Origin of the sequence: Nonomuraea jabiensis, assembly GCF_014204795.1 — a bacterium.
Classification (GTDB): domain Bacteria; phylum Actinomycetota; class Actinomycetes; order Streptosporangiales; family Streptosporangiaceae; genus Nonomuraea; species Nonomuraea jabiensis.
In genome coordinates this window covers 3,178,884-3,194,769 of record NZ_JACHMB010000001.1, presented here as the reverse complement: position 1 = coordinate 3,194,769, position 15,886 = coordinate 3,178,884, and the positions used below count along the sequence as shown (strand labels likewise).

20 protein-coding genes are annotated in these 15,886 nt (G+C 70.7%); 7 read left to right on the top strand and 13 right to left on the bottom strand.

What is annotated here, in order from left to right:
• Nucleotides 1-68: 68 nt before the first annotated feature.
• Nucleotides 69-1,940, top strand: a complete 1,872-nt coding sequence (gene pknB, locus HD596_RS14200) for a Stk1 family PASTA domain-containing Ser/Thr kinase (RefSeq protein WP_185069704.1) — start codon at nucleotides 69-71, stop codon at nucleotides 1,938-1,940.
• Nucleotides 1,941-2,068: 128 nt separating this feature from the next.
• Here pknB and HD596_RS14195 read toward each other — a convergent pair whose 3' ends face one another.
• The 3 genes from HD596_RS14195 to HD596_RS14185 are packed head-to-tail and all read right to left on the bottom strand — an operon-like array spanning nucleotide 2,069 to nucleotide 3,400.
• Nucleotides 2,069-2,641: a glutamine amidotransferase-related protein gene (locus tag HD596_RS14195; protein WP_185069703.1), complete on the bottom strand. Its 573-nt coding sequence runs from the start codon at nucleotides 2,639-2,641 to the stop codon at nucleotides 2,069-2,071.
• On the bottom strand, nucleotides 2,638-2,796 hold the full coding sequence (locus tag HD596_RS14190) for a hypothetical protein (protein WP_185069702.1): 159 nt from the start codon (nucleotides 2,794-2,796) through the stop codon (nucleotides 2,638-2,640). Before HD596_RS14190 ends, HD596_RS14195 begins: the two co-directional genes overlap by 4 nt.
• Nucleotide 2,797: 1 nt before the next feature.
• Complete coding sequence (locus HD596_RS14185; RefSeq protein WP_185069701.1) at nucleotides 2,798-3,400, bottom strand: class E sortase; 603 nt, start codon at nucleotides 3,398-3,400, stop codon at nucleotides 2,798-2,800.
• A gap of 143 nt (nucleotides 3,401-3,543) precedes the next feature.
• Between HD596_RS14185 and HD596_RS14180 the strand changes: the two genes are divergently transcribed.
• Entirely contained in the window at nucleotides 3,544-3,789 is a 246-nt protein-coding gene (locus tag HD596_RS14180; RefSeq protein ID WP_080047363.1) for a cell division protein CrgA, read from the top strand.
• Between the two features lie 34 nt (nucleotides 3,790-3,823).
• Here the strand turns inward: HD596_RS14180 and HD596_RS14175 are convergent, their stop codons facing one another.
• Together HD596_RS14175 and HD596_RS14170 are read right to left on the bottom strand one after the other, a co-directional pair.
• Nucleotides 3,824-4,708, bottom strand: a complete 885-nt coding sequence (locus HD596_RS14175) for a rhomboid family intramembrane serine protease (RefSeq protein ID WP_185069700.1) — start codon at nucleotides 4,706-4,708, stop codon at nucleotides 3,824-3,826.
• A 750-nt stretch (nucleotides 4,709-5,458) separates the two neighbouring features.
• Nucleotides 5,459-5,995, bottom strand: coding sequence for a peptidylprolyl isomerase (locus HD596_RS14170; protein WP_185069699.1), 537 nt, complete (start codon nucleotides 5,993-5,995; stop codon nucleotides 5,459-5,461).
• 184 nt (nucleotides 5,996-6,179) lie between these two features.
• Between HD596_RS14170 and HD596_RS14165 the strand changes: the two genes are divergently transcribed.
• Both HD596_RS14165 and HD596_RS14160 read left to right on the top strand, forming a co-directional pair.
• Nucleotides 6,180-6,653, top strand: coding sequence for a YtxH domain-containing protein (locus HD596_RS14165; RefSeq protein ID WP_185069698.1), 474 nt, complete (start codon nucleotides 6,180-6,182; stop codon nucleotides 6,651-6,653).
• A 106-nt stretch (nucleotides 6,654-6,759) separates the two neighbouring features.
• Nucleotides 6,760-7,836, top strand: coding sequence for an Rv3169 family protein (locus tag HD596_RS14160; protein WP_185069697.1), 1,077 nt, complete (start codon nucleotides 6,760-6,762; stop codon nucleotides 7,834-7,836).
• Between the two features lies 1 nt (nucleotide 7,837).
• Here HD596_RS14160 and HD596_RS14155 read toward each other — a convergent pair whose 3' ends face one another.
• Nucleotides 7,838-8,332 carry a hypothetical protein gene (locus HD596_RS14155; protein ID WP_185069696.1) on the bottom strand — a complete coding sequence of 165 codons (495 nt, stop codon included), beginning with the start codon at nucleotides 8,330-8,332 and terminating at the stop codon, nucleotides 7,838-7,840.
• Between the two features lie 124 nt (nucleotides 8,333-8,456).
• Here HD596_RS14155 and HD596_RS14150 point away from each other — a divergent pair, with 124 nt between their 5' ends.
• From HD596_RS14150 to HD596_RS14140, 3 genes are read left to right on the top strand one after another with little or no spacing between them, the layout of a single operon-like run.
• On the top strand, nucleotides 8,457-9,128 hold the full coding sequence (locus tag HD596_RS14150) for a response regulator transcription factor (protein ID WP_185069695.1): 672 nt from the start codon (nucleotides 8,457-8,459) through the stop codon (nucleotides 9,126-9,128).
• The gene (locus HD596_RS14145) at nucleotides 9,125-10,504 is read left to right on the top strand and encodes a sensor histidine kinase (RefSeq protein ID WP_185069694.1); all 1,380 of its coding nucleotides are present in this window, start codon (nucleotides 9,125-9,127) and stop codon (nucleotides 10,502-10,504) included. The genes HD596_RS14150 and HD596_RS14145 overlap by 4 nt, the downstream gene beginning before the upstream one ends.
• Before the next feature lie 37 nt (nucleotides 10,505-10,541).
• Nucleotides 10,542-10,925, top strand: coding sequence for a Rieske (2Fe-2S) protein (locus HD596_RS14140; protein ID WP_185069693.1), 384 nt, complete (start codon nucleotides 10,542-10,544; stop codon nucleotides 10,923-10,925).
• A gap of 56 nt (nucleotides 10,926-10,981) precedes the next feature.
• Here HD596_RS14140 and HD596_RS14135 read toward each other — a convergent pair whose 3' ends face one another.
• The 7 genes from HD596_RS14135 to HD596_RS14105 all read right to left on the bottom strand — a co-directional run bounded on the left by HD596_RS14135 (nucleotide 10,982) and on the right by HD596_RS14105 (nucleotide 15,828).
• A complete protein-coding gene (locus tag HD596_RS14135) occupies nucleotides 10,982-11,317 on the bottom strand; it encodes a hypothetical protein (RefSeq protein ID WP_185069692.1) in 336 nt (111 codons plus the stop codon).
• On the bottom strand, nucleotides 11,314-11,691 hold the full coding sequence (locus HD596_RS14130) for an SgcJ/EcaC family oxidoreductase (RefSeq protein WP_185069691.1): 378 nt from the start codon (nucleotides 11,689-11,691) through the stop codon (nucleotides 11,314-11,316). The genes HD596_RS14135 and HD596_RS14130 overlap by 4 nt, the downstream gene beginning before the upstream one ends.
• Before the next feature lie 111 nt (nucleotides 11,692-11,802).
• Nucleotides 11,803-12,375 carry a PadR family transcriptional regulator gene (locus HD596_RS14125; RefSeq protein WP_185069690.1) on the bottom strand — a complete coding sequence of 191 codons (573 nt, stop codon included), beginning with the start codon at nucleotides 12,373-12,375 and terminating at the stop codon, nucleotides 11,803-11,805.
• A 35-nt stretch (nucleotides 12,376-12,410) separates the two neighbouring features.
• Nucleotides 12,411-13,205: an MBL fold metallo-hydrolase gene (locus HD596_RS14120; protein ID WP_185069689.1), complete on the bottom strand. Its 795-nt coding sequence runs from the start codon at nucleotides 13,203-13,205 to the stop codon at nucleotides 12,411-12,413.
• Nucleotides 13,206-13,232: 27 nt separating this feature from the next.
• On the bottom strand, nucleotides 13,233-13,871 hold the full coding sequence (locus HD596_RS14115; RefSeq protein ID WP_185069688.1) for a response regulator: 639 nt from the start codon (nucleotides 13,869-13,871) through the stop codon (nucleotides 13,233-13,235).
• Nucleotides 13,862-15,007, bottom strand: coding sequence for a sensor histidine kinase (locus HD596_RS14110; RefSeq protein WP_185069687.1), 1,146 nt, complete (start codon nucleotides 15,005-15,007; stop codon nucleotides 13,862-13,864). Before HD596_RS14110 ends, HD596_RS14115 begins: the two co-directional genes overlap by 10 nt.
• Before the next feature lie 47 nt (nucleotides 15,008-15,054).
• A complete protein-coding gene (locus HD596_RS14105; RefSeq protein ID WP_185069686.1) occupies nucleotides 15,055-15,828 on the bottom strand; it encodes an alpha/beta fold hydrolase in 774 nt (257 codons plus the stop codon).
• Nucleotides 15,829-15,886: the final 58 nt, after the last annotated feature.

Below are 15,886 nucleotides of genomic sequence, written 5' to 3'. Positions count from 1 at the left end.
ATGATGGACACCGGCGGCCCCCCGAGCAGGCCGGTACCCAAGATGAACGGTAAGGGACAGTGCAGGAAATGACTCAGCCTCGGCTACTCGGCGGCCGTTACGAGCTCGACGGTGTCGTCGGGCGCGGCGGCATGGCCGAGGTGTATCGTGCCCGAGACATCCGGCTGGACCGCATAGTCGCGATCAAAACCCTCCGGTCCGACCTGGCGCGCGATCACACCTTCCAGGCCCGCTTCCGCCGCGAGGCACAATCAGCTGCCTCTCTGAACCATCCGGCCGTCGTCGCGGTCTACGACACCGGCGAGGACACCACCGACGGCACTCCCGTGCCGTACATCGTGATGGAGTACGTCGACGGCCGGACGCTGCGCGACCTGCTGCGCCAGGACCGGCGGTTGCTGCCGGAGCGCGCGGTCGAGCTGGTCGACGGCATCCTGCGGGCGCTCGACTACAGCCACCGCGGCGGCATCGTGCACCGCGACATCAAGCCGGCCAACGTGATGATCACGCGCGCCGGCGACGTCAAGGTGATGGACTTCGGCATCGCGCGCGCGATGGCCGACTCCGCGGCCACGATGACGCAGACGGCACAGGTGATCGGCACCGCCCAGTACCTGTCTCCCGAGCAGGCGCGCGGCGAGCGGGTCGACGCGCGCAGCGACATCTACTCCACCGGTTGCCTGCTCTACGAGCTGCTGACCGGGCAGCCGCCGTTCACCGGCGACTCTCCCGTCGCGATCGCCTACCAGCACGTGCGCGAGGAGCCCATCCCGCCGTCGCAGATCGACCGCGACATCCCCCCGTGGGCCGACGCGATCGTGCTCAAGGCCATGGCCAAGGACCCGGCCCACCGCTACCAGAGCGCGGGCGAGATGCGGGCCGACATCCAGCGGGCGATGTCCGGGATGCCGACCGACGCCCAGACGATGGCCATGAACGGCAACTTCAACCAGGGCACGCGGATGATGACCGCGACCCAGGCGGCGCAGGGTCCGGCCACGCAGCGCACCACCGCGGTCCCTCCGTACGAGTACGACGACGGTGACGGCGGCGGCCGCGGCGGGCGACGCAGGGCGAGCGGCGGCGGCGGGAACAACGCCGTCAAGACCGCGCTGTGGATCATCGTGCCGCTGCTGATCATCGGTGCGTTCATCGGGGTCGGCTACTCGGTGTTCGGGTCGAAGAGCACGCCGACCGACACGCAGGTCACGATCCCGTCGCTGGTCAGCCAGGAGCGCGCGTACGCCGAAGAGCAGCTCAAGAACCTCGGGCTCACCGTCCAGGTGGTGCAGGAGTCCAGCGACGACGTCGACAAGGGCAGCGTCATCAAGACGGACCCCGCCGAGGGCACCAAGGTCGACAAGGGCTCCCCGGTCAAGCTGGTCATCTCGAAGGGCCCGGAGAAGGTCAAGGTGCCCGACGGCCTCATCGGCCAGTCGCAGGAAGACGCCATGAAGACGCTGGAGGAGGCGGGCCTGCGCGGCACGGTCAAGACCAAGATCTCCAGCAAGTCGCAGGGCACGGTCATCGACACCAGCCCCAAGGCCGGTGACTCGATCGAGAAGGGCGGCACGGTCACCCTCTACGTGCCCAAGGAGCTCGGTGAGGTGCCCAGCGTGATCGGGCTCACCGAGGCGGACGCCAAGGCCCAGATCAAGGCCGCCGGCTTCAAGTCCAGGGTCGTCCCGCAGGCGAACGAGGCGCCCGAGGGCACGGTCATCCAGCAGAACCCGGGTGAGGGCACCAAGGTCAATCCGGGCACGACGATCACGATCGTGGTGTCCACGGGTCCCGGCCTGGAGAACAACAACCCGCAGCCCACCACCGAGGTGCCGACGGAGACGCCGACGGACGACCAGACGGACTTCCCGTCCGACGACCAGCAGCCGAGCGACGACAACCCGATCGGTGACGACGGCCTCGGAGGCGTCGGCAACTGAGACATGAAGAAGGGCCGCCCGTTCCCGGGCGGCCCTTCTTCATGTCGTCGCTGACACGAGAACGCCCCCGCCGCTCGGGGGCAACGGCGGGGACGTTCACTTGGTAGTCGCTCGCCGGGGGACATTTGTTACAAGATTCCTCGCAGCCAATTCTGGAGCAGCCGGTGGCCGTGTTCCGACAGCACGGACTCGGGGTGGAACTGGATGCCCTCGATGGGCGCCTCACGGTGGCGCAGGCCCATGATGACGCCCTCGCCGGTGCGGGCGGTCACGTCGAGCACGTCGGGGACGGTCTCGGGCAGCACGGCGAGCGAGTGGTAGCGGGTCATCCGCACGGGCGAGGGCAGCGCCTCGAACACGCCCTTACCGTCGTGGGTGACGGGGCTGGTCATACCGTGGACGAGCTCGGGCGCGCGGGACACGGTGGCGCCGTACGCGACGGCGATGGCCTGGTGGCCGAGGCAGACGCCGAGCAGCGGGCGGCCGCTCTCGGCCGCGTGGTGGACCAGGGGCACGCTCACGCCGGCCGCCTCGGGCGTGCCCGGGCCCGGGCTGATGAGGACGCCGTCGAAGCCGTCGGCGTCGCTCACGCGTACGTCGTCGCGCGGCCGTACGTCGCAGTCGGCGCCCAGCCCGCGCAGGTACTGCACGATGGTGTGGACGAAGCTGTCGTGGTTGTCCACGACCAGCACGCGGCTCATTTCCTCACGCTCACCTCGTCGAGCGTCACCATGGGCTCGAGTAGCGGAAACACGACATACCAGAGTACGACCCCCACGACGGCGACCATCACGGCGGCCGTCAGCACCTTGGTCCGCGCGGTGCCGGGCAGCTTGCGCCAGAGCCAGGCGTACATGTCACTCCTCGTCCTTGATCGCGTCCTTGAGCACCCCGTAGACGATCAGGCGCTCGGCGGCCGAGTATTCGGGGTGGCAGGTGGACAGCGTGATGAAGGCCCGGATGGGGCGGATGTCGGGCTTGCCGGGTACGGGGGCGAACACGTCGACCTCGTCCGGTTTCACGATGTCCTGAGAGGTCACCCGGTACGTGTACGTGGTGCCGCCGGCCTCCACGACGATCTCGTCGTCGCGTTCGAGCTCGTCGATCTCGTTGAACGGGGCCGCGTACGTCGTGCGGTGCCCCGACACCACGAAGTTGCCGACCTGGCCCGGCATGGCGCTGTCCGGGTAATGCCCTGGGCCTTTCTTCAGGTGCTCGGTGTCCACCCCCTCGATCACGGCGTACTCGTAGTCGCGGCCCAGCTTGGGGATGCGCAGCAGCGCCATGGGCTTGCCCGGCTCGGGTTCGACCGCCTTCCGCGCCGCCAGCTCGCGCTGGAGCAGCCGCTGCTGGCTCTGGGTGTACGCGCCGGTGCCCCAGAGCAGGTACGCACAGAACAGCATCATGATCAGGCCCGCGGTGATGCTCGTCTCCCCCACGGCCCGCAGCGTGGCCCGCATGCGATCAGCGTATTCGGGTCAGAAGCGGCAACTGGGGATCGCCATGTCCCGCGCGTGGCGGCTATCCTTGGCCACACTTCAATTAGGCTTAACGAAGAGCCTGTGGACGATCCGGATGCCCAGGCCCTCAGCAGGAGTTACCAGTGCCCAAGTCCAAGGCTCGCAAGAAGGCGGTCTACACCCCGCCGCAGAGATCACAGCAGGTCAAGGTCAGCCCGCGCTGGTTGGCACCCACGATGGTCGCGGCGTGGATCATCGGCATCCTGTGGATCGCGATCTACTACGTCGCACCACGGGCGCCCTTCTTCAGCGACCTCCAGAACTGGAACCTGCTGATCGGGTTTGTTTTCATCATCTTCGGGGTGGTCCTTTCCACCCGCTGGCGTTAGTTCTTTCCACAGTCTTTTCCACAGCCTGGGGAAGTCAGCCCATGCTCAGGATGGCCGACACTCTGACCATTACGAGCACGGCGAGCACGGCCAGCGCTCCCACGATCGCCAGCCCCTGCCACAGGGGCCTGTTGTTCTTGGGAGCGTAGGCCAGCGCCGCCGCCAGCAGCGTCCCGACGATCAGGCCGCCGACATGGCCGGTCCAGCTGATGCGGAGACCGGAGATCGCGGGCAGGACGAACGTGATGACGAGGTTGAGCCCGATCACCAGGGTGATGCCTCGCACGTCCAGCTTCAGCCTGCGGCCCACGACGAACATGGCGCCGAACAGCCCGAAGACGGCTCCCGAGGCGCCGACCGTGGGCGTGGGCATCGGGTCGAGCCAGAGCCCGAGCACCGAACCGCCCAGCGCGCTGATCAGGTAGATGGCCGCGAAGCGGAGATGCCCGAAGGCTCGTTCGAGGTATGGGCCGATCACGAAGATGGCCCAGCCGTTGAACAGGATGTGGAGAAAGTTGTCGGTGCTGTGCACAAAGGCGACGGTGATCAGCCGGTAATACTGGCCCTCGGCGACTCCTGGCTGCCACATCGCCAGCGCCGCGCCGACTGCGTTGCCGGTGAGGTATTGGGCGCCGAAGCCCAGGACGGTGAGCGCCAGGATCGCGTACGTCACGATCGGGGTGTTCACCACGCTGCCGCCGAAGGCGGACTTGGCCTGGCGGATGCCCCTGTTGCCCTCGGCCACGCACTCAGGGCACTGGAAGCCCACGGCGGCGTCGCGCATGCAGTCGGGGCAGATGGGGCGCTCGCACCGCTGACACCGGACCCACGTCTCCTTCTCGGGGTGCCGGTAGCACGTGGGCACCGCCTCAGCGGGCTGCTCGGGCTGCGGGGGCGGGCTGGGCGGCTGGCTGGTCATGACCGAAAGCCTATGGCTTACACGCCGCACCCGCGTGTCCCCACCCTCGCCCCCGGGAAGGGGGACGGCCGGGCGGGAGGCGCACGGACTGGAAGCGCGACCGGGCCGCCCCATCCCGAGAACGCCGCCGCGAGCGCGACCGCGTGCCGCCCCGGGAGCGCCCAGCGCGGAGTGACCCCGAGCCGCCCTCAGAGCACCCGATGCGGGCGGCGGAAGGCGGCGGCCAAGGCCCAGCACCACCACGCGACGGGCCGCCCACGCGCCATCGGACGCCGCCGCCCCTCACCGCGCCGCATCGGCGGGAAGGCGTGCGACGGAGCCCGGCGCCCTCGTGCGGCGACCAGCGGGCTGGCTCGGTTGTCGCGCCGCTTCGGGCGTGAGGGCGACCGCCAGGGCACCGGCCCAGGCGTAGCCTGAGCCACTCCCGCAGCCGCCCGGTGGGGCAGCGCCCATGAGCCACTTCTGGTGCCGTCGGTGCCGGAGCGGCCCGGGCCGTTCCGGGGCGCCCAGTGCGAGCGTGACCCGAGCCTGCCCGACAAGCGGCCGGTGGGAGTGCAACCCCGGCCCACCCGATGAGCGGCTGGTGGGGATACGACCCCGGCCAACCCGATAACGGCTGAAGGGGATGCGACCCCGGCCGCCCCGTGAGCGGCCGATGGGGATGCGACCCCAGCTGGCCCGGTGAGCGGCCGGTGGGGCATGTGGGGCCGCCCCAGGGCCGTGTGGGTGGGGCGGGATGGGGGCGGTGGGTTAGGCGGGGAGGCGGTCGATGGTGACGGACTCCAGGACGACGTCCTCCGCCGGCCGGTCCCGGCTGTCGGTGCGGGTCTTGGCGATGGCGTCCACGACCTCCTGGCCCTCGACCACCTCACCGAAGATCGTGTGCCTGCCGTTCAGGTGCGGCGTCGGCACGACCGTGATGAAGAACTGCGACCCGTTGGTCCCCTTGCCGAAGCGGACCCCCGCGTTGGCCATGGCCAGCAGGTACGGGCGGTTGAAGTACAGCTCCGGGTGGATCTCGTCGTCGAACTCGTAGCCGGGGCCGCCGATGCCCTGGCCGAGCGGGTCGCCGCCCTGGATCATGAATCCGGAGATCACCCGGTGGAAGATCGTCCCGTCGTAGTAGCGTGCGGTGCTCTTCTCACCGGTGCCCGGGTGCGTCCACTCCTTCGAGCCTTCGGCGAGCTCGACGAAGTTGCGCACCGTTTTCGGGGCTCTGTTGGGGAAGAGCTCCACCTTGATATTTCCACGGTTGGTCTGCAGGTTTGCGATCAGCTTCTCAGCCACGAGACAGCCGCCCCCTCTATGTACAGGGTTGGTTCTGTGATGTTTTGAGGACAATGGCCGTTAGGCCTTCAGAGCCATCCTCCCACGGCTCGCCATGATTGAGCCGCCTTGTCCAGGGAAGGTCAGGCTCGGGGCCCCAACGACAGGGGAGGTTGTCGTGTCCCTGACAATGAAGAGACGCCGCGTGGTCATAGAGGTACCCACCACGTGGACGGGCCGCATGAAGGCCCGGGCCGTGCGAACCGGCCAGCTGATGGCGCCCGTGGCGGACCAGGCCAGGATGGCCGCCGCCCAGCGCGTCGAGGATGCCCGCTACTGGGCGGCGCCGCGGCTTCACTCCGCGGCGCACGGGTTCGAGGATCAGGTCGCGCCCAGGGTCAGCTCCATGCTGATCACGGCGGCCAGGAAGATCGATCCCACGCCCACCCGGTCGCGGCGATGGCCGACGTTCGTTCTGCTGACCGGCCTCGCGGTGGGGGCGGTCGGTTACATGTTCTACCGCCGCAACGCCCAGCAGTGGACCGAGCACATGAAGGACTCCGCCTCCGATGCGTCACGCTGGGTCAGCGAGAAGGCCGACAGGACCGCCGAGTCCACGGAGCGGATGGCGGGCCGCGTGTCCGACACGGCAGATGAGGCATCGCGCAAGATGTCCTGATTCGGTACTGCCGGAAGGGGAGCGCGTCCTCGGGGGATCCCGAGGGCGCGCTTCCCGTTTCCGGACCCTTGTTGACGGTCCACCAAGCGCTTGCTACAAACCCGGCATGGCGCTGTCTCCCTTAGACGACTACCCCGTCCACCAGGCCGCCCAGGTCATGCGGCACGTCGCCACCTCCGACCGCAACTTCTACGACCGCTACTACTTCAACTGCCACCCCGGCACCGACGAGCTCATGCTGATCGTCGGCCTCGGCCAGTACCCCAACCTGGGCGTCACCGACGCCTTCGCCTGCGTACGCCACGCAGACCTGCACCGCGTCGTACGGGCCTCCCGAGAGCTGGGCCCCGACCGGATGAACACCGAGATCGGCCCGTTCCGCGTCGAGGTGCTCGAAGGGCTCAAGCGGCTCAGGGTGGTCCTGGAGCCGAACGAGCATGGCCTGTCCTTCGACCTGCTCTGGGAGGGGACGATCCCGGCGACGCTGGAGCCGCGGCACTTCCTGCGGTGGCAGGAGCGGGTCATGTTCGACTCGGTACGCCTGGCGCAGACCGGGCACTGGTCCGGAAATATCAGGATCGGTGAGGAGGACATACCGGTCACGCCCGACCGCTGGCAGGGCACCAGGGACCGCTCCTGGGGCATCAGGCCGGTCGGCGAGCCCGAACCGCCCGGCATCCAGACCAAGAACGCCGGCACGTTCTACTGGCTCTACACGCCCATGCAGTTCGACGACCACGCCATCCTCTGCATCGTCCAGGAGGACGAGCGCGGCCGCCGGATGCTGGAGGAGGCCGTACGCGTCTGGTCCGACGGCCGCGAGGAGGAATACCTCGGCAGACCGGAGTACCGCCCGGTCTACGCCCCCGGCACCCGCGACGTCGTGGAGGCCACGATCACCTTCTCGCCTCCCGGCGGCAAGCCGTTCGACGTGCGCTGCACCCCGATCCTGCCGGTGCACCTCATGGTCGGCACCGGGTACGGCCTGGAGCCGGACTGGAAGCACGGCATGTACCAGGGCGAGGGGCCGGTCGTGCAGGGCGTGACGTACCGGCTGCCCGACGACGCCGCCAGGATGTGGGGCATGGTGGACGCCGTCGGGCGCTTCGAGTACGACGGGCTCGTCGGCCACGGCCTCTACGAGTACTGGGCGCTCGGACCGCACCCGTCCTTCCCGGAATGACCTAGTCGGTCTTCTCGCAGATGATCTTCACCACCTTGATGCCGGCCGCCGGCGCGTCCAGCTTCTCGCCGGGCTTCGCCGGCTGGGCGGGCACGGCCTGTACGGCCTCAGGCAGCTTGCCGTCCTCCGGAAGGGGCACGGCCTTCCTCACCTCCACTCCGTCCGGCAGGGTAGGCAGGACCTTCGTCACGTCCACGCCGTCCGGCTGGGCGGGCACGGCCTTCCACACGTCCGGCGGCACCTCGCCCTCGGGAAGGGCGTCGACCTTCACCGTGTCGCCGGGCTTGAACTCGCGCACCTTGCCGTCAGGCCCGACGGTCCTGCCGCCCGCGCCCGGCAGGGCCTCGGCCATCTGGACGCTCTCGCCGTCGGCCGTCTTGCAGGTCACCTTGGCGCCGGCGGGACCCGGGGTCTCGTCGGCCAGGGCGGAGCCGGTCAGGCCGGTGACGGCGAGTACGGCGACCGCGCCGAGCAGCGCGAGACGTCGCTTGAACATGGGTTCTCCTCACTGGGATCGGTCGAACGCCTCCGAGACTGGCCCGGCGTACCTGAAGTGACCCTGAAGAGGCCCTAAATGATCTTCAGGTTGGCTTTAGGTGGCCTGAGGCACCCTGGTCGGTGTGCGAGTGCTACTGGTGGAGGACGAGGAGCGGCTGGCCGACCTGGTGAAAGGCGGCCTGGCGGGCGAGGGCTTCGCCGTGGACGTGGCCCACGACGGGCGTGACGGCCTGTGGATGGCCACGGAGAACACGTACGACGTGATCGTCCTGGACGTGATGCTGCCCAGGCTGAACGGCTACGCGGTCTGCGCCAAGCTGCGCGAGGCGGGCGACTGGACGCCGATCATGATGCTCACGGCCAAGGACGGCATCTACGACGAGGCCGAGGCGCTCGACAACGGGGCCGACGACTACCTGGCCAAGCCGTTCTCGTACGTGGTGCTGCTGGCCAGGTTACGGGCGCTGGTGCGGCGGGGCGGGCGGGAGCGGCCCGTGTCGATCACCGTGGGGGACCTCGTGGTCGACCCGGCGGCGCTGAAGTGCCGCAGGGGCGAGGTGGAGATCGGGTTGACGCCCAAGGAGTTCGCGGTGCTGCACGCGCTGGCCCGCCGGCCCGGCGAGGTCGTGTCCAAGGGCGAGCTGCTGGCCCAGGCCTGGGACTTCTCCTACGACGGCGACCCGAACATCGTCGAGGTCTACATCAGCGCCCTGCGCCGCAAGATCGACACGCCTTTCGGGCGGACGACGCTCATGACGGTCCGCGGCGCCGGCTACCGGTTGGAGGCGGCATGAGCCCGCTGCGGAAGGCGTCGGCCGCGCTCTCGTCCGTACGGCTGCGGGCGACCGCCGCCGCGACCCTGGTGGTGGCCCTCGCCCTGGGCCTGGCCGCGCTGGCGCTGGTGGCGGTGCTGCGCGGCACGCTGCAGAGCAACGCCGACGCCGAGGCCACCAGGAAGGCCGCGGCGGCGGCGCCGTACGCGGAGACGCTGGACCTCATGCTCGCCACCCCGGTCTCGCCCGGTGCCGAGGCGCCCGCGCGGACTCGCGCCGAGGGCCCGGTCGCCCTGGCCAAGCAGGGCGAGGGCGAGCCGCTCGCGATCGTCGGGAAGAGCGGCACGGTCCAGCTGCGCGACGGCACGAAGGCCACGATCGCCGACCCCGACGTGCTGCTGACCGACGACAAGAGCGCCTCCACCACCGAGTGGGCGGCGCCGCAGAAGTACGCCGTCGCCGGCGTCAAGGTCGCCACCGTGGGCGGCCCCGCCATGGTCTGGTCGCGGGTCCCCCTGGAAGGCGCCGAGAAGGCACTGCAGACGCTCTATAGCGCGCTGCTGCCCGGCGTGCCCGCCGTGCTGCTCGTGGTGGCCGGGATGACGTGGATCTCGGTAGGCCGCGCGCTGGCCCCCGTGGCCGCCATCCGCGCCAAGGTCGCCGACATCACGGCCCGCGACCTGCACCAGCGCGTGCCCGTACCCGGCTCGAAGGACGAGATCGCCGCGCTGGCCACCACTGTGAACGGCACCCTCGACCGCCTGGAGACGGCCGTGGACACGCACAAGCGGTTCGTCGCGGACGCGGCGCACGAGCTGCGCAGCCCCATCGCCACCCTGCGCGCCCGCCTGGAGCTGGCCGAGCCCAGCGAGCTGACCAGGGAGGCGCTGGCCGACGTCGAACGCCTGCAGTCCCTGGCCGCCGACCTGCTCATCCTGGCCAAGCTGGACGCGGGCGAGCCGCTGCGCGCGGCCGAGCTGGACCTGGGCCAGGTGGCCGCCGAGGAGTCGGTACGCGCCAGGCGGCGGCCCGAGGTGCGCCTGGAGCTGGACATCGAGCCGGACGTGGTGATGAAGGGCTCCCGCGCCCACCTCGACCGCCTGGTGACGAACCTGGCCGACAACGCGGTCCGGCACGCCGCCTCCACCGTGCGGGTACGCGTGCACGCCGAGGAGGACCGGGCCGTGCTGGAGGTGCAGGACGACGGGCCCGGGATCCCGCCGGAGCAGCGGGAGGCGGTGTTCGCCCGGTTCACCAGGCTGGACGAGGCGCGGGCCAGGGACGCGGGCGGCGCCGGGCTGGGGCTGCCGATCGCGCGGGACATCGCGCACCTGCACGGCGGCACGCTCGTGTACGCAGATTCCGGATTTATCGCCAAATTTCCTCTGAACCACTGAAGATCTGCAAACGTGTGAGTGGTTGAAGGAGGCAACAATGCTCACACGCCGCGCATTGATCACCAGAGGTAGCGCCGCGGGCGCAGGAGTCGTGTTCCTGTGGCCGCGTCCGGCAGAGGCGGAAGCGGAGGCGGCCAAGCCCGTCCTCGCCACCACCAAGAGCATCCCGGTAGGGGGCGGGAAGATCGTCCAGGGCAAGTACGTGATCACCCAGCCCAGGAAGGGCGTCTACAAGTGCTTCAGCGCCAAGTGCACCCACCAGGGCTGCACGGTGGCGAGCGTCAGCCGTGGCACGATCAACTGCCCGTGCCACGGCAGCAAGTTCAGCGCCTCGACGGGCGCGGTGGTGAACGGCCCCGCCAAGAAGCCGCTCGCCGGCAAGAAGATCAAGGTGTCGAAGGGGAAGATCAGGCTCGCTTGATTCGTGGCAAGGGCGTGCCCGATCAGCGTGCTCGCCACGCCCTTGCCACGCCACGCCTAGGTGAGCCTGGTGGCGCACCCCAAGCGGTTTCCGAGGTGGACCAGGCCCTCCGCGAACGACCGGCGCGTACGTTCGCGGAACCCGATGAACAGCCGGTTGGCCAGGGCGACGGCCCAGCCCTGGCCGGCCACGTCGTAGACGCGGTGGACCAGGCGCGTGCCCCCGGGGACGGGGGTGACCGACCACTCGCCGCGGTACCACCAGCCGCCCTGGTAGGCCAGGACGTGCTCGCCCAGCTCCGTCCTCGGGACGGTCCGTACGATCTCCGGCCACACCCGCTCGACCGGGGCCTCGATCACCCCGGCGACCTCGGTGATGAGCCGCCTGCTCACGGCGCGCTCACCCTCGTGTTCTGGAAGGAGGCGAAGCGCCAGCCCTCGGGCGTGCGGAGCGCGGTCAGCGTGATGACCGACTGGCGGCTCGGGTCGGCGGCGCCGTTCACGGACGAGCCGCCGCCCACGATCACCAGCGCGACGTCGTCGCTGAGCGGCTTGATCAGCGGCGGGCCGCCGCCCCCTTCGAGCTTGATGTCGAGCTTGAACAGCTCGCGGTGGGCCTCCTCGATGGCCTGCCGGCCCTCCAGGTGGCTGCCGAAGAACGTGATGTAGTCGGCGTCCTCGGTGAAGAGCGCGGCGTAACCCTCGGCGTCCCCGGAGTTCCAGGTCTCCGGGATCCGCGCGAGCAGCCGGACGATCTCTGCGGACATGGCACTGCTCCCTCTGTCGCGGCGCCTATCCTGTGAATGCGAGTTCGGGCAGGGCAGGCGCCTTGTTCGGATTTCCGGCCGCCGGGGTGTTGGCGCACCTCGGCGGCCTTCTCACATCTCGACCGTGGTCTGCCAGTCGAGCTCTCCCCTGTCGAGCCGGTCGAGCAGCCCCGTGATCCAGCCGAGCTCGGCGGTGTAGAGCGCCTGCTCGCACTCCACCTCCAGCATGAGGATCGCGGGCAGGCCGCTGTCGGCCATGGCTCGCAGGTGGGCCTCCATCCCGGCCAGGACGCCCTCGATCGTGGCCGCGCGCCCGCGCAGCGCCCGCTGCGCCTCGGGCAGCGGCAGGCAGCCCATGAGCGAGACGGCCGCGACGAAGGCGCGCCGGTCGGGGTCGGGTTTCTCCAGGAGCTGCCGCAGCCGGGTGACCAGCTCCTGGCGGCCCTCGTCGGTGATCTCGTAGACCGTGCGCTCGGGCCTGCGGCCCTCGCGGTCGGTCTTCGAGGGGACGATCAGCTCGTCCTTGGCCAGCCGCTCCACCGCGTGGTAGAGGCTGCGCGGCAGGCCGGTGATGTAGTCCTTGTGCGTGTCGATGATGAACCGGTGCAGCTCGTACGGGTGGCTCGGGCGCACGGTGAGCAGGGCCAGCACGGTCAGGCCGACCAAATTGTGGCGTTGCGCCATGATGCCACCTCCTATATTGCAATTTGCAATATAGCTCAGACATCCAGCTGCAGGAAGGCCCTGTCGATCGCCTGCCTGGTCACGTCCTCCGGATAGGGGAAGAGCTTGATCAGGTCACGCAGGCCCTCCACGTGTGCCCGCCTGGCCAGCTCGGCCACGAGGGCCAGCTCGGCCTGCTGCGCCTGCGCGTACGCCCGGTCCACGACCGCGCCGTGCCCCGGCACGATCACCTGCTCGGGCAGCTCGTCCAGCATCGCCGCCATGGTGAGCGGCCAGTCGAGCGGGTACGAGTCGCTGAACGCCGGCGGCGCCCCCTCCTCCACCAGGTCACCCGCGAACACCACGCCCGCGTCCGGCACGTGCACGACCACGTCGTTGCTGCTGTGCCCGAGCCCGAAATGCTGCAGGTGCACGATCCGTCCGCCGATGTCGAGGCTGGCCGCGCTCGTGAACGTGTGGTCCGGCGGCACGATCGTGACCTCCTCGAACTCCTCGCGCCGCTCGGGATGCCCTTCGATCATCACGGCGCGCTGCTGCTCGCCGTACTGGTCGATCTCCTCGGCGCACCTGACGTGGCCCCAGATCTCGGCGGGGCCGAAGAGCGCGTTACCGAAGTAGTGGTCGAAATGGGAGTGGCTGTTGACGACCGTCCACGGGCTGCCGGTGATCCTCCTGACCGCCTCGATGAGGTCCGCCGCCTCCCTGTGCGAGCTACGCGTGTCGAGCACCAGGCAGTGCCCGTCGCCCACGACCAGCCCCACGTTCATGTCGTACGACTTGTGGCGCCGGACATAGACCCGGTCGCCGACCTCCTGCCACTGCTCGTTCATGCCAACGAACCCTACTTTCCAGCCGCGTCATTTGAGGTATTCGAGCACCGCAAGCACCCTTCTGTGCCCGTCCGCGGCGGGCGGGAGGTCGAGCTTGGCGAAGATGTTCGCGATGTGCTTGGCCACGGCCGCCTCGGTGACGAACAGCTCCCTGGCGATCGACGCGTTCGTCCGCCCCTCGGCGATCAGGCCGAGCACCTCCTGCTCGCGCGGGGTGAGCCGGGCCAGCGGGTCGCGGCGCCGCCTGAGCAGCTGGCGGACCACCTCCGGGTCCACGACCGTGCCCCCGGCGGCCACCCGGTCGAGCGCGTCGACGAACTCGCGTACGTCGCCGATGCGGTCCTTCAGCAGGTAGCCGATCCCCGCGCCGGCGCCCGGCTCCAGCAGTTCGGCCGCGTAGGTCTGCTCGACGTACTGGCTGAGCACCAGGACGGCCAGGTCCGGATGCCGTTCGCGCAGCTCCAGTGCCGCCCGCAGCCCCTCGTCGGCGAAGCCGGGCGGCATGCGCACGTCGGTCACCACGGCGTCGGGGCGGTGCTCGGCGACGGCGGCGAGCAGGGCGGGCGCGTCGCCGACCGCGGCGGCCACGGTGTGGCCGAAGCGTTCGAGCAGCCCGACCAGGCCCTCCCGCAGCAGGACGGCGTCCTCGGCGATCACTACGCGCACGGTATCTCCGCTCTCATCAGGGTCGGACCGCCGATCGGGCTGGACAGGGACAGGCGCCCGTCCACCACGGCCAGCCGGTCGGCCAGCCCGGTCAGCCCCGTGCCCCTGGCCGGGTCGGCCCCGCCCACGCCGTCGTCGCGCACCTCCACGACCAGCGTGCCGCCCTCGACCCGCCCGGTGACGGCGCCCCTGGTGGCCCGGCTGTGCTTGGCCAGGTTCGCCAGGGCCTCGCTGACCACGTAGTACGCGGTCACCTCCACGGGCGCGGGCAGCCGCCCGGCCAGCTCCACGTCCACGTCCACGGGCACGGGGGAGCGCCCGGCCACGTCGCGCACCGCCGCGCCCAGCCCGCGGTCGGTGAGCACCTGCGAGTGCACGCCCCTGATCAGCTCGCGCAGCTCGGCGAGCGCCCGCTTGGCCTCCTCGTGGGCCTGCCCGACCATCCGGCCCGCGGGCGAGTCGTCCGGCAGGTCCAGCCGGGCCATGCCGAGCGCCATCGACAGGGAGACCAGCCGCTGCTGCGCGCCGTCGTGCAGGTCCCGCTCGATCCTGCGGCGCTCCGTCTCGAACGCGTCCACCAGCCGCGCCCGTGACCGCAGCACCTCGTTCAGCTCGGAGCCCTGCGGCGCGAGCATCGCGCGTACCATCGCCCCCCGGGCGCCGCCCCAGGCGGTGATCGTGTACGCGGCGACGGGCAGCAGCAGCACGCCCGCCACGGAGCCCACGGCGGCGATCCCGACCTCCGCCTCGGGCTGCACGACCGGCGAGAGCATCAGGACCACCGGCCCGCCCACCGTGAACCCCAGCATGACCAGGTCGATCCACCACAGCGCGAGCACCGTGATGACGGCCAGCCCGGCCTCGCGCCCGCGCCCGGCGGGCGCCTCGGGCAGCGGCACGCCGTCCACCAGCCGCAGCCTGCGCCGCTCGAACCAGGCGACCAGCGGCAGGCACAGCGCCAGCACGATCGGGGCCGCGACCACGCCGAGCGGGATCGTGGCGAACGCCGCGGCCCCCACCGCCAGGCCGGGGACGGCGCTGGCCAGCAGGTACGCCGCGCACCGCCAGGGCCACGCGGAGCCCAGGAACGGCAGCGGCCGCTGCGTCAGCGCCTCCAGCGCGGTCCGGTTGAGCACTTTCTGACGGTATCCGCAGGTTGGCGGGCCGGGCAGTAGTGCTGGGTCTACTGTCCGAGGAAGCGCGTGAGCACCGGGGCCAGCGCCTTCGGGTCCACCATGTGCGTCTGGCCCTCGATGGTCTCGCGCACGGCGCCCGGGACGAGCTCCGCGATCGCGTCGGCGGCTAGGGCGAAGAAGCCGCCGCCCCCGCCCGTGGCCACCAGCGTGGGGCAGGCGATGCCGGCCAGCCGGTCGGCGGGCGGGCGGCCGTCGCCCAGGCAGGCGGCGTCGTAGGCGAGCGTGGGCGCGAGGGCTTCCAGGCCCGGCCACGCCGGCGACTCGCGGGCCTGCTCCACCATCTCCTCGGTCGCGCCCGCCGTCACCATGAACAGCGCCAACGCGTCGCCGCGGCGGCCCTCGGCCAGCAGCGCGCGGAGCCGGTCGGCGTACTCCCGCGCGCGCTTCGGCCCGTCCGGCGCCAGGTCGTAGGGCACCTCGTACACGGCCAGTCTCGCGATCGGCAGCCCCGCGGCGGCGGCTTCGAGCGCGAGCGCGCCGCCCGACGAGATCCCGAACAGGTGCGCCGCCCCACCCGCCTCGGCGATGAGCGCGGCGATGTCCTCGATCTCGCGGTCGACCTCGTACGGGAGGGTGTCCTCGCTCTCGCCCCGGCCGCGCCGGTCGTAGTTGTAGACGGTGAACCGCTCCGCCAGCTCCCGCGCGAGCTGCGCGTTGGCCGAGCGGTCGACCGCGGCGCCGCCGACCAGGACGATCGCGGGACCGACGCCCAGGCGTTCGAACGCGATGGACGTGCCGTCTTTCGCCGTGACGCGGTGCATGTGACTCCTCCGGAGGCCCTTGTGACCACCCGATCTCGATGGGTGACTATCGGCGGCG

Bases quoted from the DNA above. Each gene is read 5' to 3' on its own strand.
- pknB (WP_185069704.1), top strand. From the start codon at position 69: ATGACTCAGCCTCGGCTACTCGGCGGCCGTTACGAGCTCGACGGTGTC.
- HD596_RS14195 (WP_185069703.1), bottom strand. From the start codon at position 2,641: ATGAGCCGCGTGCTGGTCGTGGACAACCACGACAGCTTCGTCCACACC.
- HD596_RS14190 (WP_185069702.1), bottom strand. From the start codon at position 2,796: ATGTACGCCTGGCTCTGGCGCAAGCTGCCCGGCACCGCGCGGACCAAG.
- HD596_RS14185 (WP_185069701.1), bottom strand. From the start codon at position 3,400: ATGCGGGCCACGCTGCGGGCCGTGGGGGAGACGAGCATCACCGCGGGC.
- HD596_RS14175 (WP_185069700.1), bottom strand. From the start codon at position 4,708: ATGACCAGCCAGCCGCCCAGCCCGCCCCCGCAGCCCGAGCAGCCCGCT.
- HD596_RS14160 (WP_185069697.1), top strand. From the start codon at position 6,760: ATGGCGCTGTCTCCCTTAGACGACTACCCCGTCCACCAGGCCGCCCAG.
- HD596_RS14155 (WP_185069696.1), bottom strand. From the start codon at position 8,332: ATGTTCAAGCGACGTCTCGCGCTGCTCGGCGCGGTCGCCGTACTCGCC.
- HD596_RS14145 (WP_185069694.1), top strand. From the start codon at position 9,125: ATGAGCCCGCTGCGGAAGGCGTCGGCCGCGCTCTCGTCCGTACGGCTG.
- HD596_RS14140 (WP_185069693.1), top strand. From the start codon at position 10,542: ATGCTCACACGCCGCGCATTGATCACCAGAGGTAGCGCCGCGGGCGCA.
- HD596_RS14130 (WP_185069691.1), bottom strand. From the start codon at position 11,691: ATGTCCGCAGAGATCGTCCGGCTGCTCGCGCGGATCCCGGAGACCTGG.
- HD596_RS14125 (WP_185069690.1), bottom strand. From the start codon at position 12,375: ATGGCGCAACGCCACAATTTGGTCGGCCTGACCGTGCTGGCCCTGCTC.
- HD596_RS14120 (WP_185069689.1), bottom strand. From the start codon at position 13,205: ATGAACGAGCAGTGGCAGGAGGTCGGCGACCGGGTCTATGTCCGGCGC.
- HD596_RS14105 (WP_185069686.1), bottom strand. From the start codon at position 15,828: ATGCACCGCGTCACGGCGAAAGACGGCACGTCCATCGCGTTCGAACGC.